We start from the raw sequence: 24,767 nt of genomic DNA on the forward strand, positions 1-24,767 counted from the left end.
TGCGCAAGGAAAGTCGTGGAAGGACAGTCACCACAGCCATTTCCACCTCATAGGCTGTGGAGAAGACGCTAAAACGAGGTGGAAGGAAATGGCCCAGCTGTATGCAAAAAGTTGCCTTGATCAAAATCTACGATCACTAGAAGAATGGAAGCAGGATGCTTTCACACAATTTGGCGAGATGGTCGGAGATGAAGCAGATACATTCCCTTGTGTACCCGGGAGACAGGGATTTTTTCTCGATCATTTACGCTATGGGTTTGTTGGTGACCCGAGGGAAGAGGAAGCAGTGGATGAATTAGCCCAGCTGCTTAGAGAATACAAAGGCTGTGCGAAAGAAACCGGTCAATATGCTTCATTTATCTGCTTTTTTGAAACACCGCAGGATTTAAAGGGAAGTTCACTGGAAGAGTTTGAGCAGCAGTTTTGGTCGCTGCTTCAACGGCTGCATCATAAAGATGAAGAACCATGGCCTGAGGAGATTCCGCTAGATACTCATCATCATGAGTGGGAGTATTGCTTCCATGGGGAAGCGTATTTTATTTTATGTTCCACACCTGCTCACAAGCTCAGAAAAAGCCGCCACTTCCCTTATGTCATGATGGCATTTCAGCCTAGATGGGTGTTTGAGAAATTGAATGGATCGACCAAGTTTGGACAAAAAATGAGCCAGCTCGTTCGCAAGCGGCTCAAAGCATATGATGAGGTCAGTGTTCATCCATCATTAAAATGGTACGGAGATCCGACCAATCATGAATGGAAGCAGTACTTTCTCCCAGATGAAGAGGCGGAGAAACCAGCCTCCGCCAAATGTCCATTTACTGCATTAAAAAACATGATGAAATTATGATGCGGTCTGATCCTGCTTCCACTTTTTCCTCATAAATAGCACCATGACGGCAATCACTGCAATGATCCCAAGGCTGATAAAAAAGCCAGGTCGTCCGCTTGTCTCTGTTAATGTGCCTGAAACGGCGGCTCCAATTAAGAGCAGCGCAAGAATCATTTCACACGTTTGGCGAGTGGATGGCTTGGATAGCTTTTTACTTGAGAACAGAATAAAGATCCATGTATACAGCAAAGTAAGACCGGCTGCTGTTGTGAGATGCTCGTAGATGTGTTTGGACAAAAAGAGTGCTAGCAAAATCGAGACAATTAAGCCAGCAGCAGTTAAGATAATCGAAGACCATCTCACATGCGATGGATCTTTTTGTTTAAAGCAAGCAGGTGCATCCTGATGCTCTGACATTGTGCCGAGCAGCGTTGTGACTGCATAGAGAGAGGCAACCAATGTCGAAAAACCGGCAATGATAAAAATGCCATTAAAGATATGAAGAAAGATCGATAAATGAAACGGCTCTAATGAAGTAATAAATGGACTGCTGTTCTCATTAAAGGCTGTCACTGGGACAAGCAAGAGAGCAAGTCCGATTGAGACGATATAGATGACTGCTAGAATGATCAGCATGACACGCCCAGCCTTTGCCGCATCCTTCGGGTCCTTTAAATGAACCGCCATCAGCCCCATGACTTCAATCCCCCCAAAAGCATAAAACGCATAAATCAAACCATTCCAAAGACCAAGCGGACCAAGAGGCATCCATTCGTGATCCTTATTAGGCAGATGAAGGGTCGGTTTATGTTCTGTCAAAATGCCGAATAATACAAGCACCGCAAGAATCATAAACAGAAAAATCGCCGCTGTTTTCAGTACCGCAAGAACATTTTCTGTCTTTTGAAAAGAAGAAAGCCCAATGATAATGACGAGCAGGGCAAGAGCGGAATAAATTGCAGAAAACACCCAAAGCGGAACAGAAGGAAACCAGTGACGGGTAAATAGAGAAATGGCCGTTAACTGACTTCCTGTAATCAGCATTTCTGCAAACCAATACACCCAGCCATTGCTAAACCCTGCCCAGCGTCCATATGCTTTACGAGCATAGGAACAAAATGACCCTTTATCAGGATTATCGGCTGTCATCGCAGCCAAATGTTTAAAAACGAGATACGTTCCGACCGCAGCAAGCAAAAAGGAGATGCAGACGGAATAACCGGATTTTGTAATGGCGATGCTGGAACCAAGGAAGAACCCAGTGCCAATTGTACAGCCGACTCCGATGAGAGAAAGCTGCCACCAAGATAAAGATTGTTCTTCTTTCAATGCAAGTGCAACACCTTTCTATTTCAATGACATTAGCTTGTGACCGCGTCTTTTTTTTATACATGATCAAGGGGACATTTTGGGCATACTGTCATGGAAAGGAGTGCATGTGATGAACGGAGAATACGTCATTTTGCCAAAGGGTAGACTCGGCTTTCGTTTAGGGAAAGGCCAATGTATGCGAGTGGTTGATATTGAAGGCCAGCAAGTAGCAGATGTAATGGCCTATCATGAAAAGGATTTTTATGAAAAATTTGACCAAGGTGCGACGATGGACAGTTTGTTCTCGTCCAAAGTAAAAAAAGGCGATAAGCTCTATTCTAATTTATATAAACCGATGTTTACTATCATTGAAGATACAGTAGAATGCCATGATTTATACATGCCCGCCTGCCGGCAAGAGATGTATCAGCTTTTATACGGACGGACGCACTTAGAGGTCATGCATACATGCTACGACAATTTGCGGACGGCCTTTGAGCCTTTTGGAATTCCAAAGGAGGATATGTACTATCCTTTTAATGCCTTTATGAATACAGTCATTGATGAAAAAGGAAAGCTGTCTGTCGAGCTGCCAAAATCGCTGCCAGGTGACTACATTCGCCTGAGGGCTGAAATGGATCTCATTGTGGCCGTGTCCGCTTGTCCTGCTGATATTGGGAAGTGTAATGGTTCAAGCTGTACATCTATACGGGTAGAAATCGATTAAAAAAGAAAAGGACCAGTCCATAAAGACATGGTCTTTTTCACTTGTGAATGTTTGATATCTAAGAAATAGGGGAACGTCTAACAAAATGTTCTTGATGAAAACATGGTATAATGGAGATTCAAAAAACGTTGTTAAATCAATGAATTGTGTGTAAAACCTGTTCTCTTCATGTAGAGGATGCTTAGGAGGAAAAGTGTATGAGTTTGCAGAAAAAGATCAGCCAAGAGTTGCATGTGCAGCCCTCAATTGACCCAAAGCAGGAGATCGAAAAACGGGTTGGATTTCTAAAGGAATACTTGAAAAAAACCGGGGCAAAAGGATTTGTACTCGGCATTAGCGGCGGGCAGGATTCAACGCTTGCCGGACGTCTTGCACAGCTTGCTGTCAGTGAGCTTCGTCAAGAAGGAAAAGAGGATGCTGTCTTTATTGCGGTACGCCTTCCGCATGGTGTGCAGCAGGATGAAGATGATGCACAGCTTGCTCTATCATTTATTCAGCCAGACAAGTCGTGGAAATATGATATTGCACCTGCCGTATCAGCATTCAGTGATCAATATCAAAAAGAAACAGGCGGCCCATTGTCTGACTTTAATAAAGGGAATGTCAAAGCACGTATGAGAATGATCGCGCAATATGCTGTCGGCGGTGAGGAAGGATTGCTTGTCATCGGTACAGATCATGCAGCTGAAGCAGTAACCGGCTTCTTCACGAAGTATGGTGATGGCGGTGCAGATGTTCTTCCGCTCACAGGCTTGACAAAACGCCAAGGCCGGGCGCTACTCGAAGCGCTAGAAGCACCGGAACGCCTGTATTTAAAGAAACCAACAGCCGATCTGCTGGACGACAAACCTCAGCAAACGGATGAAACAGAACTCGGCATTACGTACAATGAAATTGATGATTACTTAGAAGGCAAACCAGTGTCAGATCAAGCAGCAGAAGCGATTGAAAAGCGCTATGTTCAATCAGAGCATAAACGCCAAGTACCCGCTTCCATGTTTGATGATTGGTGGAAATAAAAAAGAGACCTCTCCAGAAGATGGAGAGGTTTCAGCGTGTAGGCAAACCCTCGCATTCGGTGTCAGGTCTGCGCGCCGGTACTCACGAATGTCACATTCGCTCCGCGCCGGTACTCGTCCTTCCTAGGGCTGCAAAGGTTTTCTATCACGCTGAAAAGAAGACAAAGGGCTAAAATAAAGATCATTTTAGCCCTTTGTCAATAATCAGAGACCTCTCCAGATGGAGAGGTTTTTTTATGTCGAATTTCAAGTGGGTTTGACAAAATAACCAAAATTTCATTAAATTAGTAGAACGATATACTTAAGTCCATTTCACTAAATATCGGTTTTTTTGATCAAAAAAAGCAAGCATAATTAGTTCGATTCACTTAATTCCGTTTCTATTGACAGTATTTTCAGAAAAAATGATTGACGAAGAAAAAGAATGCGCTTACAATGAAACCACATTCCGAAAAGTGAAATTAGATTCCACTGAATGGAATAAAGGGGTGGTTCACCTCCAAATAAGAAGCTAAAGGAATGATGGACACAATGAAAAATCGAAGTGCACTGGAAATTTACAAAGAGGGAGGCGCTTGGTGGGAGACTGAGATTAGTCATATTCAAAAAAATTCAATTGAACTTCGAGGATATCCGATTGAAGAACTGATTGGTGAATTGTCGTATCCACAAATGCTCTATTTACTGCTTGTTGGTGAATTATTGGATGATTCAAAAGCAGCTCTTTTTGAAAGTGTTCTTGTCGCAGGTGCGGACCATGGACCAAGGGCGCCATCTATTGCAGCAGCCAGAATGGCGGTGACTTGCGGTATTTCGTTTAATTCCTCTGTTGCAACAGGGGTGAATCTATTAGGTGACATTCATGGCGGAGCCGGAGAGAAGGCCATGCGTATGTTATACGAAGCCAAAGCGATCTACGATGATCAAAAGGATGTACAGTCTGCGGCAAAGCAAGTGTGCCAAACATGGTTAACTCGCAAGGAAAAAATCCCGGGAATCGGACATCAGCTTCATGATGATGATCCGAGGGTGAGGCGTCTATATGAGCTGAGTCACACATATGTCCAGCAAGGTCTTATCAGCGGGACATATTTACGGTTAGCCGAAGCGATTAGACATGAGCTTGAACAGCTGAAAGGGAAGAAAATCACGATGAATATAGATGGTGTATCTGCTGCCATCCAATGTGAATTAAACATTCCGGCAGAAGCAGCAAAAGGCATTTTTTCCTTATCCAGAGGAATGGGCATCGTGGCGCATGCATATGAGGAGCTGACAAAGGGAGCCCTCGTGAAGGGACCTTGTCCGAATGAAGAAAGATTGGTTCGTTATGCAGGGCATGGAACGCGGCACTTGAAGGAGGGAGAAAAAATTTGAGTGGTTTCAAAGCGTTGTCATATATAAACGGCGAGTGGCTGGATACCGATCGTGTCAAAACTGATATCATCAATCCTTACTCAGGAGAAAGGATCGGTACATCCTATCTCGCCTCATCAGAAGACATAGAACAGGCACTTTCTAGTGCGCAGCATGCTAAAAAACAAATAGCGGGAATATCGGCAATCGAACGCTCAAAGCTTCTAACAAAAGCAGCCACCTTACTTGAAGAACAAAAAGACCATTTTGCAAAACTGATTTCGCTAGAACTAGGCAAACCACTTAAAAATACAAGAGATGAAGTTTCGCGATCAATCGAGACGCTGGCGCAGTCGGCGGAAGAAGCGAATCGATTAATAGGTGAGACCATTCCTGGCAATGTATCATCGCGTGGACAGGGAGCAATGGCCATGACATTTAAAGTACCAGTCGGAGTTGTACTGGCAATTACCCCTTTTAATGCACCGCTCAACTTAATTTGTCACAAAGTCGGTCCGGCCTTTGCGGGAGGGAATGTCATAATTTTGAAGCCCGCACCGCAAACATCAGCTGTTGCCACAGCGTTTGTCAAACTTCTTCTCGAAGCAGGATTTCCTGAGGCTGGTTTGCAGCTTGTGATTGGCGGGGTCGAGGCTGGGAAACAGTTAGTCACTGATGAAAGAACGAATCTCATCTCTTTTACCGGCGGGGCTGCCGGAGGCGAACATATTACAACCTCTGCGGGATTAAAAAAGGTACTGCTCGAACTTGGAGGGAATGGCGCGACGATTGTTCATCACGATGCAGATATTGAACAAGCCGCATCCCTTTGTGCCAAAACAGGCTTTAGTAATTCCGGTCAAAGCTGTATTTCTGTTCAAAGAATTTATGTCCACCAGGAAATCATGCCGTTGTTTACTGAGGGATTAAAGCAAAAAGTAGAGCAGCTTGTCGTTGGAGATCCGCTGTCTAGTGAGAGTGATATCGGCTGTATGGTTGATGTCCAGGCCGCGCAGCGTGTTGAGGCTTGGATACAAGAGGCAGAGAGCATGGGTGCTGAGCTTTTATATGGGGGAAAAAGAAAAGGAGCGAGCATCACACCGGCTATTTTGTTAAACCCTCCGAAACAGGCCAAGGTTGTCTGTGAGGAAGTGTTCGGCCCAGTTGTCAGCGTTCTCCCTTATGAGGAGCTGGAGGAGGCAATCAAAAAAGCAAATGATAGTCGATATGGGTTGCAGGCAGGGATCTTTACGAATCAGCTGGATGTGGCATTACACGCAGCAAAAGAGCTTGAAACTGGCGGTGTTGTCATCAATGGGACATCGAATTTTAGACTGGATCATTGGCCTTATGGTGGGATTAAGCGAAGTGGTCTTGGAAGAGAGGGTCCGCGTTTCGCCATCGAGGAGATGACCGAAACCAAAATGGTCGTGCTCCCAAATGGTCTGTGAAAGGGGCGGAGGGATGTGAATGCATTTCAGCAAAAAGTAAAAAGTGTGCAGACAGGCGGTCAACCAATGATTTGTACGCCGCTCATCGGACATACAAAGGAAGAATTGTTTCATGAGGTCGAGGTGTTAACAGAGAAGAAGCCTGATGTGATCGAGTGGCGGGCAGATTTTTTTCATCACCTTCATGACAAGGAACAAGTGATAGAAACCCTTAAGGGAATGGTAGAAAAGGCAAAGGGCATCCCATTTTTATTCACCATTCGCTCTGAAAAGGAGGGCGGCGAAAGTATATCACTCTCCGAAACTGAGAAAGTTTCTTTGCTTGCCGAGCTTTGTTCCACACAGCTTGTGGATGCCGTTGATTATGAATTGATGCAGGATGTGGCACATATACAGCAAGTCAGTCAGGCAGCTAAAAGAAATGGCGTCACCTTGATTGTGTCGTATCACGATTTCTATCGCACCCCTGAGATAGATCGTCTCGTGCAGCTACTCGTCAATGCAGAATCAGTCGGCGCCGACATCGCAAAGATCGCAGTGATGCCGCATACCTATGACGATGCATTAACACTGCTCTCAGCGACCAGCTATGCGAAAAAGCAGCTGTCAATTCCCGTGATTTCGATGGCAATGGGGGAATACGGGGCTTTTACAAGAATGGTTGGCGGACTTTTTGGATCTGTCATGACCTTTGCTGTAGGGAAAGAAAGCTCAGCTCCCGGGCAAGTCGCGATACAGGATTTGAGCAATGTTCTATCTATTGTGTTTTCAAAGAATAAGTGAGTAGCAGATTCATAGCTGCAACGTGAGAGGAGAGAAACATGAAGAAGAATATTTCTACACAGGTTATTCAGTACTTAGAAAATCGGGGAGTCGAGCATATTTTCGGTCTCTGTGGTCATACGAATATTGCTTTTTTATCAGCGCTTGAAAAAAGCTCGATTCAATTTGTAAATGTCAGGCATGAACAGATAGCAGCACATGCAGCAGATGGTTATGCGCGAGCAAAGAAACAGACGGCTGTTGTTCTCAGTCACCTAGGTCCTGGACTCACCAATGCGGCAACAGGTGTGGCGAATGCAGCACTTGATTCCATTCCGATGGTTGTCATTGCAGGAGATGTTCCAAGTCATTACTACGGAAAGCACCCACACCAAGAGATTAATCTTCATTCCGATGCCTCTCAATACGAAATTTACCGGCCGTTTGTGAAAAGAGCATGGCGAGTCGATATTCCAGAATTATTTCCAGAGATTTTATCAAAAGCATTTCAGTTAGCTGAAAGCGGCCGACCTGGCCCGGTGCTTATTTCTGTTCCGATGGACGTGTTCTCAAAAGACCTAGATGTGTCCCTGTTTGAACAAATGAACCATCATACACACACCATTGAAAAACCTTCTATTGATGATCAAACGGCCAATCGGATATTAGACCGATTGCTGCAGGCAGAAAGGCCGCTCTTATATGTAGGGGGAGGCATTTTACTAGCTGATGCAGCTGAAGAATTAAAGGCATTTTCTGACCATCTAAGTATCCCTGTTGCTCACTCTTTGATGGGGAAAGGAGCCATGCCGGATGATCACCCAATGACCCTTGGAATGACAGGATTTTGGGGGACAAAATTTATTAATGATCAGTGCAAAGAGGCGGACTATATATTGGCTTTAGGCACCCGTTTTGCTGAAGCTGATGCGAGCTCGTGGGAATCGGAGTATACGTTCAATTTCCAATCAACCAAGCTCATTCATATTGACATTGATCCGAATGAAATTGGCCGGAACTACCCTGTTGAAATTGGAGCGGTAGCCGATCTCAAGCAGGCACTGACCGTACTCAATCGCGTGGCGAAAGAAAGGCTGCCAGAAGGTATCGATCGCCCTGAACTGAAAAAGGACATTGCGGCATATCGTGAGGAATTTCAAAAGAGCAATTTGACGAATATTCAAGACGAGTCTTTCCCAATGAAACCGCAGCGTATTTTGCAGGAAGTGCGGGAAGTATTGCCGTCAGATGCTTTCATTACAACCGATGTTGGCTGGAATAAAAATGGGGTAGGACAGCAATTTCCTGTATTGACTCCTGGGACCATTTTAACGCCAGGTGGTTTTGCGACGATGGGATTTGGCGCTCCCGCTGCACTTGGAGCAAAGATTGCCCAACCTGACCGTGTCGTTGTGTCACTCGTTGGAGACGGCGGATTCGGTCAAAATCCATCCGTTCTCGCAACAGCCGTTGAAGAAAATATTCCTGTTGTGTGGATTGTGATGAATAACAGTGCGTTTGGCACAATAGCCGGCTTGCAAATGGCGCACTATGAAACGACGTACGGCACTGTTTTTAGAAAAGGTGGAGAAAGCTATTCTCCGGATTTTGCTGCCATTGCGAGAGGTTATGGAATGAAGGGGATTAAAATCACTTCTGCGTCTGAATTCAAAGAAGCCTTGGCTGAAGCCATTGCCTCTCAAGAGCCTTGCGTCATTGATGTAGCGATGAAAAATGATCCTGTTCCTACGGATGGACATTGGAATATTAATGACATTTATTCACCAAATACAAAACGCTCACATGTCAGTGTGAACTAAACATTACTAGGGAGGAATCAACAATGAAAATTAAAGTATTGAATCCGTTTCAAGATGGGAACCCATTATGGTTAGGCTTAGATCGTCCAGAGGAGCAAATGATTCGAAAGGTATTTCAAACGATTACACCAGATACCGTTGGATCAGAACATATGATGGCGGGTCTCACCATTTTTGAACCAGGGGAAGCAAGTTCAGTGCACAATCACCCGGGTTCAGAGGAATTTGATTTTGTGATTAAAGGGTCCGGCGAAGTCATTTGTGATGGAGAAAGGCAGCCCTTTAAACAAAATGATTTTATGTTCATTCCTGACGGTGTCCCGCACCAGCATGTGAATACAGGCGATGAACCTTTATGGCTCATTTGGCTCTACACGCCGCAAGGGCAGCTTCCGAAGGATTAAAAACCTGCACCGGTGAGCCCTGCTTTTGAATCATCAGGGCCTTACGGGTCAATCAGAAAGATGAAAAGGGCTAAATTAGAAATGATTTTAGCCCTTCATCACTTGAATGAAAGGGAGTCAAGCAATGAATATGAATACACCGCTCGAAGGAATAAAAATATTAGACGTCTCTACAATGATCGCTGCACCCTATGGCGGGGTGCTTCTAGGGGATTTTGGAGCAGAAGTCATCAAAGTCGAGATTCCTGGTAAAGGCGATACGCTGCGGCATGTCGGCCCTTTTGCAGATGGGGAACCACTTAGATGGTCAGGTCTCTCACGGAATAAGAAATCCCTTACACTGGATCTGCACAAAGACGAAGCAAAAGACATTTTTAAAAAGCTTGCAGCTCAGGTCGATGTACTGATCGAAAATTTCCGTCCTGGAACACTCGAAAAATGGGGCGTTGGGTACGATGTGTTAAAAGAAATCAACCCTCGTTTAATTATGATTCGTGTATCGGGTTATGGTCAAACGGGCCCGTTTAAGGACAAGGCCGGATTTGGAACGCCAGCGACGGCGTTTAGTGGCTTTACATATATTCAAGGGTTTCCAGACCGGCATCCAGTCAGCCCTTCATTTTCTCTAACTGATTATATTGCTGGCATCTATGTGGCATTTGCTACTGTGACAGCGATGTATTACAGGGATACACATCCAGAAGGAACGGGGCAAATGGTGGATTTGGCCCTCTATGAATCTGTGTTTCGTATGTTAGAGTTTTTGGTTGCAGAATATGACAAGCTTGGGAAGGTGCGTGAGCGTTCACCGGGGCTAAGCGGTCATTCAAGCCCTGCTGGTACCTATGAGACAAAGGATGGGCATTATTTGGTTCTTGTGACAAGTACAGATTCGACCTTCAATCGATTGGCTGAGGCGATGAATCGATTAGATTTATTAGAGAATGAAAAATTCGCGGTTAATGCATCCAGGCTGAAGCATAACAAAGAAATGGATGCAATTGTTTCGCAATGGATCGCGTCGAAAACAAGGGATGACGTATTAGAAATTCTAGATACTCACGGTGTCCCTGTGAGCCCGATCTTAAGTATTCGGGATATTTTTGAACATCCACAATTTAAAGCAAGAGAGAATATCGTCGAAGTGCATCACCCTCGACTTGGAAAAGTGAAGGTGCCTGGGATCATTCCGAAGTTTGAAAAAACACCTGGAAGTATCCGTCACATTGCACCTGATTTAGGCGAACATAATTATGAGATTTTAACAAATATGCTTGGCCTAACAAAAGAAGAGTGTAAGCAGTTAGAAGAAAAAGGGGTTATTTAAGACGTTCAACCGAACCGCACGCTGCGGAAACAAAGGAGGATGGTTATGAAAGTGCATTCAGAATTGAAGGGGAATGAATTGCAGCCCGCATATGTGAAACCAACGAAAGCCCGTTTTGGCATATTGATTCTGTTGTTTTTTATTACCGCTATTAATTATATTGATCGAGCCAGTGTGTCTATTGTTGCGCCTGCTATTCAATCTTCATTGCAATTAAATCCTGCCTTATTAGGTCTGATTTTTTCGGCATTTAGCTGGACATATACAGCGATGCAAATACCAGGCGGTTTTATTCTCGATAAATTTGGCTCAAAGGTAACGTATGGGATATCACTCGTTACCTGGTCTATTTTTACAGGCTTACAGGCGTTTGCGAATAGCTTTGCCTTTTTATTCGGCTGCCGTTTGTTTATTGGAATTACAGAATCTCCCGCATTTCCTGCAAATAATCGTATTGTCACTACATGGTTTCCAAGGCGGGAACGGGCTTTTGCAACAGGAGTATACACAGCTGGAGAGTATGTGGGTCTTGCATTTGCGACACCTCTTCTTTTTTGGATCATGACGACTTTCGATTGGAGAACCGTCTTTATTACGGCAGGTGCGCTCGGTATCATATTTGCTTTCTTTTGGTACAAGTATTATCACGAACCGAAAGAGCATCCGAAGATAAATGAAGATGAGTTAGAATTAATCCGGCAAGGCGAAGGGCTGACAGTCGCATCACAGGAGAAGCTGAAATGGGCAGACTTTGCAGCCCTTCTGAAATATCGTAAGTTGATCGGGCTCTATATTGGCCAATTCTCTGTTGCGTCTACACTTTTTTTCTTTTTAACGTGGTTTCCGACCTATTTGGCAGAGGCGAAAAACATGGCATTTCTCAAGGTAGGTTTTGCTGCTTCTCTTCCTTATATTGCTGCATTTTTTGGGGTCTTGTTTGGAGGTTATGTGTCTGATTGGCTGCTTAAAAAGGGCGTATCAGTGAATGTAGCGAGAAAGCTGCCGGTAGTGGTTGGCTTGCTGATGACGAGTACCATTGTTTTAGCAAACTTTACAACGAATATCCCGCTTGTGCTGACCATTTTATCCATCGCTTCATTTGCGCAAGGACTGTCTAATATCTCTTGGACGATGCTGTCCGAGGTGGCACCGAGGGAAATGGTTGGGCTTGCTGGCGGCGTATTTAACTTTTTTGCTAATTTAGCTGGGATCATCACTCCGCTGATTATCGGATTCATCGTGTCGGCGACAGGCTCTTACAACGGGGGAATTTTATTCGTCAGTTTAGTCGCATTAGGCGGGGCATTGTCGTACATTTTCATTGTAGGTAAAATTGAACGTATCCAATTAAAACCGTAGTGGGAAAGCAAAAGAGAACTCATATCAAGACGAGTTCTCTTTTTTTATGAATAAAAAATAACGGTGATAACTGTTGCACATGCGATACCCATGCTGATATAAAAGCCAGCAAACCATATATTCCACCGAGTGATACGGTAAGGGTTGACCTTCATCAAATCTGCCAATAAGGAGACAGAAACATTAAAAGGGCTAAACATAACAGTGGATGTGCCAGCAACGATCAGCATGATGGCGATGGGAAGAGCAGGCAGTTCATGAATGACAGGTGTCATCATGCTGACTAATAAAGCAAGCGAGACGAGCGGGTGAAAACCGCAAAGAGCGGTGATCAGAAAATACAACCCGATGACACAATAAACCCAAATGGCATGGTCTGCTATACTGACAATAAATGCTTGAATCGGCTGCATACTGTTTGTGGCAAGCAGCATATCGACAAAGAAGCCGGCACTTAAAAATAGACACATATAGTTGGAGAGCTGATTGGTTCTTTCTTTCCAATGTGGCACAGAGACAGCTATATACTGTTTTCTTTTTTTGATAACAGATGAGAATAATAGAGCAAATGGAATAATTGTCAGCACAACAGCAAATAAATAGCCTTTTCCAATCCATGCATCGACAAGTGAGACGGCTGTCATAAAACTCAGCAGCATGAAAGCGAGCTGAAGGGTTTTTCGCTTAATTCGATGAGGGTTGGAGTTTGTTTGTGCTGACTGAATGATGTTTGGTAATCGTTTGCTTTGCCGAGAAAAAAGCATCCAATCTGCCGCCAGCACCACGATCATTAAACCAAAAGTAATGGGTGCAATTTGATAATATTTTAGTTTGGTTGCATCAATGGTGACGCTGACTAGCACTTCAACAGGACTCCAGCTTAAACATAATGCATATGACCTTAAGAGGTTGCGTGTATAAAGATGTTGCTGCACCTGTTTTTTTAGGGATTCCAGCGACGGTTTGAGTGATGTATATAGTAAGGGGATCGTCGCGATATTTAAAAACATGCCAAGAATATGAGTGACAAATGAACTCTTGCGATAAAGCTGGTTTGGACTCGTTGTATGCAGTGTGAGCAGTTTATTTAATTGTGTATCGAAATGTCCAACATGTATGAGAGAATGAATAAAAGGCAGCATGAAAAATAAAGAAAGCAGGCCTAGCATGGAATGAAAGTGAAGAACAAACGTATGCAATGGCTGGCCGGATAAGAAGAATAAGAACAAACCAATGATGAGAAACACAGCACCTGTTTTCAAATAAAGCCCACTGGCTTTCTTAAAAGAAATGGTGAGCGAGATAGCGGCCAGCAGACCAACAAAGTAGGAGAGTATGGGAGCAGGAAATAGTTGATGAACAATATATAAGCTAATCAGAAGTGTAAAAACGACCAGGTACATTCAAATATCTCCTCCATCAAACATCTTCAATTGATTTTATTCCGTCTAGTAGAATTTGTTTTCTTTTAGTGGAACATTTAAAATGGATTATAGCAAAATCGATCGTTTATGTCGATAAGAAATCAAAGAGGAAAAGGAGAAAGTGAACATGGCTGATAAGAAGTCAAAAGAAGAATCAGGACTGCGTACGGTTCAGCGCGCTTTGGATATTCTTTCTTGTTTTAGTGAAGAACGTCAAGAGCTGACGCTAACGGATATTTCAAAAGAGATGAATTTAGCAATGTCTACGACAACGAGACTGCTCAAGGCACTTGAAATGAATCATTTTGTGGAAAAGAATCAAGAAACAATGAAATACCGATTGGGTCAAAGGCTTTATCTCCTCGGGTACATTGCAGGGAAGTCCATTCAATTGAGAGAACTGGCTAAACCACTCATGTACGCACTTCGTGATGAAACAAAGGAAACCGTCAACCTGTATGTACTCGATTCAACAAGCAGGGTTTGTATTGAACAAGCGGAAGGGCTGCAATCGATTCGGCATCTTGTCAAGATTGGTGAGAAGCTGCCATTATACGCAGGTGCAGGCGGAAAGGTATTATTGGCATTTCAAAGTGAAGAATTTCAACAAAAAGTATTTGCGGCTGAGGCTGATCATGTGATGGGAGACGACTGGAAAAAGGAACGTAAACATATTCTTGACACGTATACTTCTTGCAGTATCGATGAACGAGAGGTAGGATCTGCGGCAGTAGCGGCACCAATCTTTAATATTCATGGGGAAGTGAAAGCTTGTTTATCCATATCTGGTCCAACCCATCGGTTTACTGAAGAAGTCATTCCCCAGTTGCAGCAAAAAGTGAAAGAACAAGCACAGAGGCTCTCTGAACAGCTCGGCTACGTCGTTAAACACAATTTTTAAGATGGTCTATCTTTTCGCGCTCCATTTATCATATAATAGAAACATTATGTAGCATTCCTTGTCGTAGGGAGGACGTGTCACGACCATGAAAATCAATAGAGAAATTCCTGTAAGACAGCGGAATATTGTCCTCATTGGCTTTATGGGTGTTGGAAAAACAACCATTGGGCAGCTGGTTGCCAAAAAGCTATATAGAGATTTTATTGATGTCGATCAGGAGATTGAGAAAAAGTACAACATGACGATTCCAGAGATGTTTCAGCAAAAAGGAGAAGCATTCTTCAGGCAGGCTGAAAAGGATTATATCGTCGATTTATGTGAACATACACAGCTTAAGATCGTCTCCCTTGGAGGCGGTGCATTCAAACAGGAAGAAATCAAACGCGCCTGCTTGAAGCATTGTACCGTTCTTTTCCTTGACCTGTCTTGGGAGAATTGGAAGCAGCGGCTGGATATTTTAATCGAAAACCGCCCTGTTCTTCACAACCGGACGCTTGATGAGATGAAAGAGCTGTTTGAAGAACGCCGGGAAATTTATTCTCTTCATAACTCCAGAGTGGAAACAGATCATTTAGAGGCTGAGGAAGTCGCCAATTATATTGTGGACACACTCAAGCTTGGCTGGGATTTATATTCGAAATAAAAAAAGTCTACCGTTTAGGGTAGACTTTTTTCTATCAGTTTAATGCTTGATTCCTTGAAGCAATGCAGCTTTTAAACAGAAAGAAATGGGCTGATGCTGTGCATCGAATTGAAGCTGAAACAGCTGCTTTGTGTCAGGGTCTGCGGCTTGAAGGTGGGAAACGATCTCCTTTTGAACGTTCTCTGGTGTGCGTCCACGTATAATCCAGTCCTGATAATCAATGTGCAGATCCCAGTAACGAATCTCGTTTTGAGTCAATTGGTTTGCTACGAAAAGCTCTTTCCATTCTGATAACGAGCTTTCTCGCACATGAGAGGGATCTCTCAGTCTATTTAAGTGATTAATAAATGAATCCTGTGCAGTGTTTTCAGGTGCATAATGATCGACGAGCAGAAATTGGCCGCCTTTTTTTAAGACTCGGCTGATTTCAGACATGGCTGCCGGAAGGTCTGGAAAATGGTGAGCGGCAAATCGGCACGTCACTAAATCAAATGATTCATCAGAGAAGGGCAATGCTTCTGCGGCTGCCTGCTCAAAAGTAATGTGGGTCAGCTGGCGTTCTTCAGCAAGTGCTTCAGCAACCTCGATCATCTTTTGTGTGACATCAATACCGATTCCTTTAGAGATGACGTCTGAAAAGGAAAAAACGGTATGTCCTGCCGCACAGCCAATATCAAGTAAATGCTCATGTCCCGTCGCATTTGCTGCTGTTTTCATCCATTCCAGCTCTTCTCCGGCTGCAAATATAGGTGAATCTCGATAGTTCTCGGCATTTTGTGAGAATTGGTTCTCTGCTTTAGCATATGGATTCATTTCTTTTCCCCCTTTGTGGTCTCTTTATCGTAGAATTCCTTCTGTTATTTGTCTAAGACATAAAAGATATGGCATGAATAGTTAAAACCTATGAGGTGATGAAAGTGGATATACGAATGATGGAATATGTCATAGAAGTGTACCGGCAGCAAAGTTTTACAAAAGCAGCGGATCAACTTCATATTGCACAGCCTTCTCTAAGCCAGCAAATAAAGAAGCTGGAAGAGGAATTAGACACACCACTATTTATTCGAAAATATGGACAAGTAACGCCCACACCTCAAGGGAGACGATTCATTAAAAGGGCTGAGAATATTTTGAAGGAAAGAGATGATTTGCTGCGTGAAATGGGAGAAGCAGCTTATGAAATCGGGAAAGAGCTGAACATTGGAGCGCCAGCAGTGACAGGGGTATATGTCTTGCCCGGTTTATTAAAAACCTTTTGTCAAACGTATCCTCATGTTCACGTTCAACTTATAGAAGAGTCTCCGCGTGAGCTCGAAAAACTTCTATTGGCTGGAAAGCTGGATTTGGCTATTTTATCGATGCCTGTCGAGCACGAATCATTGAAAACGAAACAAATGCTGACAGAGCCGCTCCTTCTTGCAGTTCCGCAAGCTGCTCAGCCCTGGTTATCAGAGGCATTGAACGAGATCATTGAGCAGGCAGGGCAAAAAGAGACCGGTCACGAAATCGTTCCCTTTCGGCTTCTTGAAGGTATCCCATTTATTTTGTTGAAAGAGGGATACGGTTTTCGGCAAGTGGTCACAGAACTGTGTCTTCATCACGGTTTTCAGCCAAAAGTGGCTTTTGAAACAAGTCATATTCAAACAGCACAGGCATTGGTCAAAAACGAACTAGGGGTGACCGTTGTGCCGAAAATGGTGGCACAAGAGGATAGGAACCAAGTCACTTATTTAAACATTGATTCATGCCCAACCCGCACACTTGTGTTTGCATATGTGGAAGAAAGGTATTTAACGAAAGCCGCTCAAGCCTTCATGGACCTATATCAGAATCAAGGGAAAGCTTAAACAAACGTTTAATTAAACGCAAAAAGCAGGGGAGCACCCTGCTTTAAGATTGGTGACAAAGGGCTAAAATGATCTAGATTTTAGCCCTTTGTCTTCTTTTCAGCGTGATAGAAAACCTTTGCAGTCTAGGAAGGACGAGCACCGGAACAGAGCGAATTGGACATTCGTGAGTACCGGCGCGCAGACCTGACAAAGAATGCGAGGGTTTGTCTACACGCTGAAAGCAGGGGAGCACCCTGCTTTTTAATATAAGTCCAGACGCTGATCCGTCATCACCGGAATTTGCTGCCTGACTTCATCCACTAGCTGAAGATCAATTTCCGCATAATAAATGTCTTCGTCATCGCGTGTTTCAAGCAGTATGCGGCCGAGTGGGTCAATCACCATGGAGTGTCCAGGGAATTCTGTGTCTCTGCTTGTGCCTGTTCTGTTTACAGCAATCATAAATGACTGGTTTTCAATCGCTCTTGCAATGAGCAGGCTGCGCCAATGATCCACTCTGGCTGACGGCCATTGCGCTGTATTGACGAGGATCTTCGCCCCTTTGTTCACAAGTGTTCTAGAAAGCTGCGGGAAGCGGAGGTCATAGCAGATCATCGCGCCAATTTTCACATCTTCACTATAGTCAAATAAACCAAGCTGATCACCAGCGGTTAAATAGTTGTGCTCATCCATTAGACGGAACAAGTGAATTTTATCATAATCTAACAGAAGCTCACCTTGGCGGTTAAAGACATACATCGTGTTGGTGATGTTTTCATCTTCTGTTCGCTTATTTAAGACACTGCCTGCGATGAGATATACTTGGTGCTTGTGGGCAAAGGAAGAGAAAAGTTGTTTTGTGCGTTCACCGTTTACATCCGCAAGTTGATCGGCTTGTTCAAGGGCGTAGCCGGTATTCCACATTTCGGGTAAAATGATCAGATCCGGCTGCTCGCGGACCGCTTCTTCTAAAAACGCTTCTGCTTTTTTAAAATTCACTTCAGGTTCTCCAATTTGTACGTCCATTTGGACAAGGGCGATTTTCATAGGGATTCCTCCTTTTTTCGCTATATGTCATGTGAAAATTCATGAACGATCGATCATCTTCATGAATATATAGTAAAGGATGATTCTGTCTGAGAACATCTAGTCTTTATGGTCAGTTTCTTTATCATAAAGGTTTCCATCATCTTTGCCAATAGAAATGTCAGAAGGTTTTGTTAAATGACTTTCTCAATCAAGAAATGAGTGGTATGATATATATAACTAATAAAACAAAGGGGAATAGTAGGATATGCAATTGTTCGATTTATCATTAGAAGATCTAAAAAAATATAAACCAAAGAAAACAGCACGTCCTGATTTCTCAGACTTTTGGAAGGCATCGCTTGAAGAACTGCGTCAAGTGAAGGCAGATCCAGCGCTTGAACCTTATGACTATCCAGTGAAAGGGGTCAAGGTGTACCGCCTGACGTATCAAAGCTTTGGGCATTCTCGAATTGAAGGCTGGTACGCGGTACCAGATCAATCAGGTCCGCATCCAGCGCTCGTTCGTTTTCATGGCTATAATGCCAGCTATGATGGCGGCATTCACGACATTGTCAACTGGGCGCTGCATGGCTATGCGACATTTGGTATGCTCGTCCGCGGTCAAGGCGGCAGTGAAGATACGTCAGTGACACCAGGCGGTCACGCTTTGGGATGGATGACAAAAGGTATTTTATCCAAGGAGACTTACTATTATCGCGGCGTTTATTTAGATGCCGTCCGTGCACTTGAAGTGGTTCAATCCTTCCCCGAAGTAGATGAACACCGAATCGGCGTGATTGGTGGAAGCCAAGGAGGTGCATTAGCGGTAGCCGCCGCAGCCCTTTCAGACATTCCGAAGGTCGTAGCAGCAGATTACCCTTATTTATCGAACTTCGAGCGTGCAGTGGACGTTGCATTGGAGCAGCCTTATTTAGAAATCAATTCATACTTTCGAAGAAACAGTGATCCAGAAGTGGAGGAAAAGGCATTTGAGACATTAAGCTATTTTGATTTAATCAATTTAGCTGGATGGGTGAAACAGCCAACATTGATGGCGATCGGGCTGATTGACAAAATAACCCCGCCATCTACTGTGTTTGCGGCATACAACCATTTAGAAACAGAAAAAGACCTGAAGATATATCGCTATTTTGGACACGAATTTATCCCGGCGTTTCAAACAGAGAAGCTCGCCTTCTTACAAAAGCATTTGCTCAAATAAAAGAACAAAGAGGCCGCTCTAGGAGGGCCTCTTTTTTAATAACTCGTATTCTGCCTCGTTTTTTCATCAGGCACTAACGCTGTGATAATGAGGGCAAGAGCTGTGATGATATGCAGGATGAATCCGAGTATCGGAATCCAGGCGAGGCAGGATGTGATAATCCCAATGATGCTGCCAATCATTGGTCCTTGGTCTCGCTTCGATAAGACGAGTGTGATAATATGCAGAATAAGCATGACCATGAGCGGTGAATAGCCATTGCTAATAATAAATAGTCCTCCGATGACAGGGATGGCAAGACAGGCTTCAAAAATCCCGGTGATCCATTTCATGATGCGAGATATAGACATGAGATCCAACTCCTTTTTCATATATGTCTTATTCGTATTTTACCAAATCGTGATGAAGTCATGCAGATTTCTATAGAAAGAGTTGATGGTTGATGAGAGAGAGAATCAAGGAAGAGCTGAAAATCATCGAAGAAACGTATGACGTCAAGATTTGCCTCGCGGTCGAATCAGGCAGCAGAGCATGGGGATTCCCTTCGACTGATAGTGACTACGATGTTCGTTTTTTATATGTGCCTCGAAAAGAATGGTATTGGGCGATGGAAGAGCATCGTGATGTCATTGAACGGCCGATTGATGACATGCTTGATATCAGCGGCTGGGAGCTTAGAAAGGCACTTCGCTTATTCAATAAATCGAATCCGTCCATCATGGAATGGCTGTCTTCTGACATCATCTATGCTGAATCCTTCTCGTTGGCAAAGCAGCTAAGAGAATTAAAAGATCAAGCGTTTTATCCTGCAGCATTGATGTATCATTACCTCAATATGGCGAAGCGGAATGAAAGCAGGCATTTACGAGGAGAGCAGGTAAGAATCAAGAAGTATTTCTATGTGCTTCGTCCGCTGCTTGCCTGTCAGTGGATTGAACGCTACCGGACGGTTCCGCCGATGGACTTTCATGAACTGCTCGAGGAACTAATGGAGGAAGGACCGCTTTTAGCGGAAATCCATGAGCTGCTCAAACGTAAAATGGACGGCGAAGAAATGGATGTAGAGAACCGCCTCGCTTATGTCCATCCATTTATCGACAAAGAGCTCGCGCGATTTGATGAATTGGTGAAAAGCTACAATCAGCCGAAAGACAACCTGATGCAAGAATTAAATGAGCTGCTGCAGTCTACCCTTGATGAGGTGTGGGCGTAAGCAGGGAAGAGCCAGCCGGATCGCGGCAGGCTCTTTTTTATCTGTTATTGTGATAAAACCACAAAAAAAGTCAGAATTTTTGTCATCTTCAAATATTGTAGCGGACAGCTTATGAGCCTTACAATAAAGACATAGCTTACAAAGAGTGGGAGGTGCCCTTTATGGAGTCGGTCACAAGAAATTTCTTCTTGTTTTTGTCAAAGAGCAGTCTCTTGAACCATATTGCTCGTAATTGGGGAAGTGCTGTTGCATCTAAGAAAATCATCGGAGGGAAGGACTTTGAGAGTGCGATCCCTGTGATCAAGCGATTAAATGACCAAGGAATGGCTGTGACAGTTGATCACCTTGGTGAGTTTGTCACAAAGGAAGAAATTGCAAATGAACGGACGATTGAGTGTATTCAAACCATTCAGCGGATTGCAGAGGCGGGACTCAATTCTCACGTGTCACTCAAAATGACATCACTTGGCCTGGATATTGACGATGACCTTGTGTATCGCAATATGAAAAGGATTTTAGATACGGCAGAGAAACACCGTATCATGGTGACAATTGATATGGAGGATGAACAGCGCTGTCAAAAAACGCTGGACATTTTTAAAGAGATGAAATCTCAATATGAGTATGTCAGTACGGTCTTGCAGGCGTATTTGTACAGAACAGAAAAGGATCTTGATGACCTAAATAAGCTGCAACCATTTTTAAGACTTGTAAAGGGTGCCTATAAGGAATCCGCCGAAGTGGCGTATCCAAACAAAAAAGACGTCGATCAGAATTATCAAAAGCTGATCGAAAAGCAATTGCTCTCAGGGAACTATACAGCCATTGCGACACATGACGATCGAATGATTGAGTTCACGAAAAATATTGTGAAAAAACACAATATACAGACAAGTCAGTTCGAATTTCAAATGCTGTACGGCATGAGATCAGAAACGCAGCAAGCACTTGTGAAAGAAGGCTATCAAATGAGGGTCTATACTCCGTATGGACGAGAGTGGTATGGCTACTACATGAGACGTCTTGCAGAACGGCCGGCAAACATTGCCTTTGCTTTAAAAGGAATGACGAAAAAATAATTTGAAACGGGAGCGTGACAAAAATGACAACACCTTACAAGCATGAACCATTCACGGATTTTAGCCAGGAAGAAAACCGCAAAGCGTTTGAACAAGCATTAGCTAAAGTAACAGAATCACTTGGTCAAACCTATCCGCTCGTGATTAATGGAGAAAGAATTGAAACGAAGGACAAGATTGTTTCAATCAATCCAGCGAAAAAGGATGAAGTGGTTGGAACTGTATCAAAGGCCGGGAAGGAAGAGGCAGAACAAGCGGTTCAAGCAGCAGCGAAAGCATTTGAAACATGGCGCTATACGTCTCCTGAAGAAAGAGCAGGCGTATTATTCCGTGCTGCGGCAAGCATTCGTCGTAAAAAGCACGAGTATTCAGCCCTTCTTGTAAAAGAAGCAGGAAAGCCTTGGAATGAAGCAGATGCAGATACAGCAGAAGCGATTGATTTCCTAGAGTATTACGCTCGTCAAATGCTGGAGCTGGCGAAAGGCAAACCAGTGAACAGCCGCGAAGGGGAACGCAATCAATATGTGTACACACCAACTGGCGTGACACTCGTCATTCCGCCGTGGAACTTCTTATTTGCCATCATGGCCGGAACAACAGTAGCGCCAATCGTCACTGGGAATACAGTTGTTTTAAAACCAGCAAGTGCGACGCCTGTCATTGCAGCCCGTTTTGTGGAAGAGCTTGAGCAAGCAGGACTTCCAAAGGGTGTTGTCAACTTTGTACCAGGAAGCGGAGCAGAAGTTGGGGATTACTTAGTAGATCATCCGAAAACAAGTCTGATTACATTCACTGGATCAAGAGAAGTAGGGACACGTATCTTTGAACGCGCGGCAAAAGTGCAGCCAGGCCAGCAGCATTTAAAACGTGTCATTGCTGAAATGGGCGGTAAGGATACAGTAGTTGTCGATGCGGATGCAGATGTTGAATTAGCGGCTAATGCCATTTTCACATCAGCCTTCGGGTTTTCAGGTCAGAAATGTTCAGCTGGATCGCGGGCTGTCGTCCACGAGAAGCTGTATGACCAAGTGGTTGAGCGAGTGAAGGAAATCACAGAAACAAAAACAACAGCCAATCCGCTTTCTGCGGATGTCTACATGGGACCTGTCATTGATCAAGCGTCCTTTGACAAGATCACGGATTATATCGAGGTTGGCAAACAGGAAGGCCGCTTAGTCACTGGCGGAACGAGTGATGATTCAGAAGGATACTTTATCCACCCGACCATTTTTGCAGATCTTGAGCCGACTTCTCGTTTAATGCAAGAAGAAATCTTTGGACCAGTGTTGGCTTTCTCGAAAGTCTCAAGCTTTGATGAAGCACTTGAGGTAGCCAATAACACAGAATACGGTTTAACAGGTGCTGTCATTACGAATAATCGTGATCACATCAACCGTGCGAAGCAGGAGTTCCATGTGGGGAACCTTTACTTTAACCGTAACTGCACAGGGGCCATCGTTGGTTACCACCCATTCGGCGGCTTCAAAATGTCAGGAACGGATTCAAAAGCAGGCGGTCCAGATTACCTAGCTCTGCACATGCAGGCAAAAACGATTAGTGAAATGTTTTAATATGGAAAAAGCATGAACCTGAACTGATGGGTTCATGCTTTTTTTGACTGTCTGCGACTTGTTTCTATACAAATCTGACTGGAAAGAAGTATGATAAATGTATCACTTAATCAGGGAGCAATCGGGATGGAAGAGATATTAGAAAAGCTTCATACATTTTTTGATGTCGATAAATTAATTGCATTTATTAGCGGATATTTAAAGAAGCCAGTCATTTTAGAAAGCACAGAGTGTCAGCTCCTTGCTTATAATTCTTACAGCATTCAGCAGTTTGACCCAGTCAATCAGCAAACGATTTTCTCAAAGGAATGCCCGGGATCTGTGGTCGATTGGTTAAAGAAAACAGGGGTAATCGAGCGACTTTTCGCGGAATCAAAGCCTTTTTATGTGAGCGGTCATGACGAGCTTGGATTTAATCGGCGGGTGGCTGTGAGCGCCAAGCATAAACAAGAGGTAGTAGGCTTTATTTGGGTGCAGGACATTGAGGATTCCCTCACTCAGGAAGAGCTGCAATTTTTACACGAGGCTTCCTTTCAGGTTGGAAAAGTGATTTATAAGAATAAGAAACAGCTTGAGAAAAAGGAAGGCAAGATTGAAGAGTTTTTCAAAAAGGTCATGGATGATCATTTTTATACAGAAGAAGAGCTGAAATGGGAGGCTGAGAACTTAAGCATTCCACTGCCAGCCGTATTTACCGTTATGGTCGTGCACGCTGCCGATAACAAAAGTGAGACGGCAGAAGATGTGAAGGATGTCATTCGAACGTATTTGCAGCTAGAGGATAAAGTGAATCACGTCTATTCGGTTCAAGCAGATATCGTGGTTATATTAGGCAGCCTGTCAGATCGGCACTCACCGAAAGCGACTGCCGCTGATGTCATCGCACATCTGCAATCGAAAACGCATGCACATCCCTCCCCTTTGTATATCGGAATGGGAAGAGAGTATCGTGATGTCATGAAAATGAGTACAAGTCGATTTGAAGCGATAGAAGTCGTCAAGGCAGTGAAAATTGTTGGAGGACAAGACCTGATTCCATATGATTATGAGAATTTAGGGGTCTTCCGGTTTTTAGACTCCATTTACAGCCATCAAAAAAAGAAAAACGACTTCAATCCAGATTTGTTACGTTTGAAGGAAAAAGACCGCGAAAGTCAAACTTCGTTTTTAAAAACGCTTGAAGTCTACTTATTGAATAACTGCAAGTTAAAGCCAGCAGCGGAGCAGTTGTTTATTCATCAAAATACATTAAACTATCGAATGAAACAAATTTTTGACATGACGTCGATCGACTTAAGTCATTTTAGCCAGCGATGTGAGTTATTTATTGAATTGATGCTGATGAAAAAAGTTCAATAATATATGATGGAATCCGCAGGTGCACGGATCACCTGCGGATTTTCATGTGAAATGCGAAAATGGCATACAACTGATGTATTTCGTTGTATGATAGATAAAGATTTTATGAGAAAAATGAAAGGGGGGCCACCT

At 43.7% G+C, this 24,767-nt stretch carries 23 protein-coding genes; 18 read left to right on the plus strand and 5 right to left on the minus strand.

The features are described 5' to 3' along the window. The first annotated feature begins 88 nt into the window (after nucleotides 1-88). Nucleotides 89-847 carry a YqcI/YcgG family protein gene (locus AC3WTB_RS13785; RefSeq protein WP_410558868.1) on the plus strand — a complete coding sequence of 253 codons (759 nt, stop codon included), beginning with the start codon at nucleotides 89-91 and terminating at the stop codon, nucleotides 845-847. Here AC3WTB_RS13785 and AC3WTB_RS13790 read toward each other — a convergent pair. Next, the gene (locus AC3WTB_RS13790; protein WP_268473131.1) at nucleotides 842-2,158 is read right to left on the minus strand and encodes an amino acid permease; all 1,317 of its coding nucleotides are present in this window, start codon (nucleotides 2,156-2,158) and stop codon (nucleotides 842-844) included. The two genes, AC3WTB_RS13785 and AC3WTB_RS13790, sit on opposite strands and share 6 nt — an antisense overlap. A 112-nt stretch (nucleotides 2,159-2,270) precedes the next feature. On the opposite strand from AC3WTB_RS13790, the gene AC3WTB_RS13795 reads away from it, so the two are divergent. From AC3WTB_RS13795 to AC3WTB_RS13835, 9 genes are all read left to right on the plus strand, one after another. Next, nucleotides 2,271-2,867, plus strand: a complete 597-nt coding sequence (locus AC3WTB_RS13795; protein ID WP_106025724.1) for a DUF1989 domain-containing protein — start codon at nucleotides 2,271-2,273, stop codon at nucleotides 2,865-2,867. A gap of 197 nt (nucleotides 2,868-3,064) precedes the next feature. After that, a complete protein-coding gene (nadE, locus tag AC3WTB_RS13800; protein ID WP_024424335.1) occupies nucleotides 3,065-3,886 on the plus strand; it encodes an NAD(+) synthase in 822 nt (273 codons plus the stop codon). 519 nt (nucleotides 3,887-4,405) lie between these two features. Further along, nucleotides 4,406-5,263 (plus strand): citryl-CoA lyase, encoded by an 858-nt coding sequence (locus AC3WTB_RS13805; protein WP_492333854.1) that lies wholly within the window; start codon nucleotides 4,406-4,408, stop codon nucleotides 5,261-5,263. Beyond that, nucleotides 5,260-6,693: an aldehyde dehydrogenase family protein gene (locus AC3WTB_RS13810; protein ID WP_492333855.1), complete on the plus strand. Its 1,434-nt coding sequence runs from the start codon at nucleotides 5,260-5,262 to the stop codon at nucleotides 6,691-6,693. The genes AC3WTB_RS13805 and AC3WTB_RS13810 overlap by 4 nt, the downstream gene beginning before the upstream one ends. A 66-nt stretch (nucleotides 6,694-6,759) precedes the next feature. Further along, the gene (gene aroD, locus AC3WTB_RS13815; RefSeq protein ID WP_327842395.1) at nucleotides 6,760-7,476 is read left to right on the plus strand and encodes a type I 3-dehydroquinate dehydratase; all 717 of its coding nucleotides are present in this window, start codon (nucleotides 6,760-6,762) and stop codon (nucleotides 7,474-7,476) included. Between the two features lie 38 nt (nucleotides 7,477-7,514). Continuing rightward, the gene (locus tag AC3WTB_RS13820; protein ID WP_144490699.1) at nucleotides 7,515-9,275 is read left to right on the plus strand and encodes a thiamine pyrophosphate-binding protein; all 1,761 of its coding nucleotides are present in this window, start codon (nucleotides 7,515-7,517) and stop codon (nucleotides 9,273-9,275) included. A gap of 23 nt (nucleotides 9,276-9,298) precedes the next feature. Then, nucleotides 9,299-9,679, plus strand: coding sequence for a cupin domain-containing protein (locus AC3WTB_RS13825; RefSeq protein ID WP_039176346.1), 381 nt, complete (start codon nucleotides 9,299-9,301; stop codon nucleotides 9,677-9,679). A 124-nt stretch (nucleotides 9,680-9,803) separates the two neighbouring features. Then, a complete protein-coding gene (locus tag AC3WTB_RS13830; RefSeq protein WP_492333856.1) occupies nucleotides 9,804-11,006 on the plus strand; it encodes a CaiB/BaiF CoA transferase family protein in 1,203 nt (400 codons plus the stop codon). Nucleotides 11,007-11,051: 45 nt separating this feature from the next. Further along, nucleotides 11,052-12,365, plus strand: a complete 1,314-nt coding sequence (locus AC3WTB_RS13835; RefSeq protein WP_039176349.1) for an MFS transporter — start codon at nucleotides 11,052-11,054, stop codon at nucleotides 12,363-12,365. Nucleotides 12,366-12,409: 44 nt separating this feature from the next. On the opposite strand, the gene AC3WTB_RS13840 is transcribed toward AC3WTB_RS13835, so the two are convergent. Beyond that, a complete protein-coding gene (locus tag AC3WTB_RS13840; protein WP_059374385.1) occupies nucleotides 12,410-13,768 on the minus strand; it encodes a hypothetical protein in 1,359 nt (452 codons plus the stop codon). A gap of 148 nt (nucleotides 13,769-13,916) precedes the next feature. Between AC3WTB_RS13840 and AC3WTB_RS13845 the strand changes: the two genes are divergently transcribed. Together AC3WTB_RS13845 and AC3WTB_RS13850 are read left to right on the plus strand one after the other, a co-directional pair. Beyond that, nucleotides 13,917-14,690, plus strand: a complete 774-nt coding sequence (locus AC3WTB_RS13845) for an IclR family transcriptional regulator (protein WP_039176354.1) — start codon at nucleotides 13,917-13,919, stop codon at nucleotides 14,688-14,690. 85 nt (nucleotides 14,691-14,775) lie between these two features. After that, nucleotides 14,776-15,333 carry a shikimate kinase gene (locus AC3WTB_RS13850; RefSeq protein ID WP_003214270.1) on the plus strand — a complete coding sequence of 186 codons (558 nt, stop codon included), beginning with the start codon at nucleotides 14,776-14,778 and terminating at the stop codon, nucleotides 15,331-15,333. 39 nt (nucleotides 15,334-15,372) lie between these two features. Here the strand turns inward: AC3WTB_RS13850 and AC3WTB_RS13855 are convergent, their stop codons facing one another. Further along, the gene (locus tag AC3WTB_RS13855; RefSeq protein ID WP_198457118.1) at nucleotides 15,373-16,146 is read right to left on the minus strand and encodes a class I SAM-dependent methyltransferase; all 774 of its coding nucleotides are present in this window, start codon (nucleotides 16,144-16,146) and stop codon (nucleotides 15,373-15,375) included. A gap of 116 nt (nucleotides 16,147-16,262) precedes the next feature. Between AC3WTB_RS13855 and AC3WTB_RS13860 the strand changes: the two genes are divergently transcribed. Next, nucleotides 16,263-17,180: a LysR family transcriptional regulator gene (locus AC3WTB_RS13860; protein WP_492333923.1), complete on the plus strand. Its 918-nt coding sequence runs from the start codon at nucleotides 16,263-16,265 to the stop codon at nucleotides 17,178-17,180. 243 nt (nucleotides 17,181-17,423) lie between these two features. On the opposite strand, the gene AC3WTB_RS13865 is transcribed toward AC3WTB_RS13860, so the two are convergent. Next, a complete protein-coding gene (locus AC3WTB_RS13865) occupies nucleotides 17,424-18,209 on the minus strand; it encodes a carbon-nitrogen family hydrolase (RefSeq protein WP_106025719.1) in 786 nt (261 codons plus the stop codon). A 247-nt stretch (nucleotides 18,210-18,456) separates the two neighbouring features. On the opposite strand from AC3WTB_RS13865, the gene AC3WTB_RS13870 reads away from it, so the two are divergent. Beyond that, on the plus strand, nucleotides 18,457-19,413 hold the full coding sequence (locus AC3WTB_RS13870; protein ID WP_106025718.1) for an acetylxylan esterase: 957 nt from the start codon (nucleotides 18,457-18,459) through the stop codon (nucleotides 19,411-19,413). Nucleotides 19,414-19,448: 35 nt separating this feature from the next. On the opposite strand, the gene AC3WTB_RS13875 is transcribed toward AC3WTB_RS13870, so the two are convergent. Further along, entirely contained in the window at nucleotides 19,449-19,763 is a 315-nt protein-coding gene (locus tag AC3WTB_RS13875) for a hypothetical protein (RefSeq protein ID WP_024424319.1), read from the minus strand. Between the two features lie 92 nt (nucleotides 19,764-19,855). Between AC3WTB_RS13875 and AC3WTB_RS13880 the strand changes: the two genes are divergently transcribed. The 4 genes from AC3WTB_RS13880 to AC3WTB_RS13895 all read left to right on the plus strand — a co-directional run bounded on the left by AC3WTB_RS13880 (nucleotide 19,856) and on the right by AC3WTB_RS13895 (nucleotide 24,635). Then, entirely contained in the window at nucleotides 19,856-20,626 is a 771-nt protein-coding gene (locus AC3WTB_RS13880; RefSeq protein ID WP_106025717.1) for a nucleotidyltransferase domain-containing protein, read from the plus strand. A 161-nt stretch (nucleotides 20,627-20,787) separates the two neighbouring features. Beyond that, nucleotides 20,788-21,705, plus strand: coding sequence for a proline dehydrogenase family protein (locus AC3WTB_RS13885; RefSeq protein WP_047202098.1), 918 nt, complete (start codon nucleotides 20,788-20,790; stop codon nucleotides 21,703-21,705). A gap of 23 nt (nucleotides 21,706-21,728) precedes the next feature. Further along, entirely contained in the window at nucleotides 21,729-23,276 is a 1,548-nt protein-coding gene (gene pruA, locus AC3WTB_RS13890; protein ID WP_047202099.1) for an L-glutamate gamma-semialdehyde dehydrogenase, read from the plus strand. A 126-nt stretch (nucleotides 23,277-23,402) separates the two neighbouring features. Continuing rightward, the gene (locus AC3WTB_RS13895; protein ID WP_492333857.1) at nucleotides 23,403-24,635 is read left to right on the plus strand and encodes a PucR family transcriptional regulator; all 1,233 of its coding nucleotides are present in this window, start codon (nucleotides 23,403-23,405) and stop codon (nucleotides 24,633-24,635) included. The last annotated feature ends 132 nt before the right edge of the window (nucleotides 24,636-24,767 follow it).

The organism is Bacillus sp. EB106-04-04-XG123 (assembly GCF_058791855.1).

Coding starts and splice junctions, on each gene's coding strand:
- AC3WTB_RS13855 (WP_198457118.1), bottom strand. CDS start 16,146: ATGAATCCATATGCTAAAGCAGAGAACCAATTCTCACAAAATGCCGAG.
- AC3WTB_RS13805 (WP_492333854.1), top strand. CDS start 4,406: ATGATGGACACAATGAAAAATCGAAGTGCACTGGAAATTTACAAAGAG.
- AC3WTB_RS13820 (WP_144490699.1), top strand. CDS start 7,515: ATGAAGAAGAATATTTCTACACAGGTTATTCAGTACTTAGAAAATCGG.
- AC3WTB_RS13845 (WP_039176354.1), top strand. CDS start 13,917: ATGGCTGATAAGAAGTCAAAAGAAGAATCAGGACTGCGTACGGTTCAG.
- AC3WTB_RS13880 (WP_106025717.1), top strand. CDS start 19,856: ATGAGAGAGAGAATCAAGGAAGAGCTGAAAATCATCGAAGAAACGTAT.
- AC3WTB_RS13825 (WP_039176346.1), top strand. CDS start 9,299: ATGAAAATTAAAGTATTGAATCCGTTTCAAGATGGGAACCCATTATGG.
- aroD (WP_327842395.1), top strand. CDS start 6,760: ATGATTTGTACGCCGCTCATCGGACATACAAAGGAAGAATTGTTTCAT.
- AC3WTB_RS13860 (WP_492333923.1), top strand. CDS start 16,263: ATGATGGAATATGTCATAGAAGTGTACCGGCAGCAAAGTTTTACAAAA.
- AC3WTB_RS13850 (WP_003214270.1), top strand. CDS start 14,776: ATGAAAATCAATAGAGAAATTCCTGTAAGACAGCGGAATATTGTCCTC.
- AC3WTB_RS13870 (WP_106025718.1), top strand. CDS start 18,457: ATGCAATTGTTCGATTTATCATTAGAAGATCTAAAAAAATATAAACCA.
- AC3WTB_RS13835 (WP_039176349.1), top strand. CDS start 11,052: ATGAAAGTGCATTCAGAATTGAAGGGGAATGAATTGCAGCCCGCATAT.
- AC3WTB_RS13895 (WP_492333857.1), top strand. CDS start 23,403: ATGGAAGAGATATTAGAAAAGCTTCATACATTTTTTGATGTCGATAAA.
- AC3WTB_RS13865 (WP_106025719.1), bottom strand. CDS start 18,209: ATGAAAATCGCCCTTGTCCAAATGGACGTACAAATTGGAGAACCTGAA.
- AC3WTB_RS13885 (WP_047202098.1), top strand. CDS start 20,788: ATGGAGTCGGTCACAAGAAATTTCTTCTTGTTTTTGTCAAAGAGCAGT.
- AC3WTB_RS13875 (WP_024424319.1), bottom strand. CDS start 19,763: ATGTCTATATCTCGCATCATGAAATGGATCACCGGGATTTTTGAAGCC.
- AC3WTB_RS13795 (WP_106025724.1), top strand. CDS start 2,271: ATGAACGGAGAATACGTCATTTTGCCAAAGGGTAGACTCGGCTTTCGT.
- nadE (WP_024424335.1), top strand. CDS start 3,065: ATGAGTTTGCAGAAAAAGATCAGCCAAGAGTTGCATGTGCAGCCCTCA.
- AC3WTB_RS13785 (WP_410558868.1), top strand. CDS start 89: ATGGCCCAGCTGTATGCAAAAAGTTGCCTTGATCAAAATCTACGATCA.
- AC3WTB_RS13840 (WP_059374385.1), bottom strand. CDS start 13,768: ATGTACCTGGTCGTTTTTACACTTCTGATTAGCTTATATATTGTTCAT.
- AC3WTB_RS13830 (WP_492333856.1), top strand. CDS start 9,804: ATGAATATGAATACACCGCTCGAAGGAATAAAAATATTAGACGTCTCT.
- pruA (WP_047202099.1), top strand. CDS start 21,729: ATGACAACACCTTACAAGCATGAACCATTCACGGATTTTAGCCAGGAA.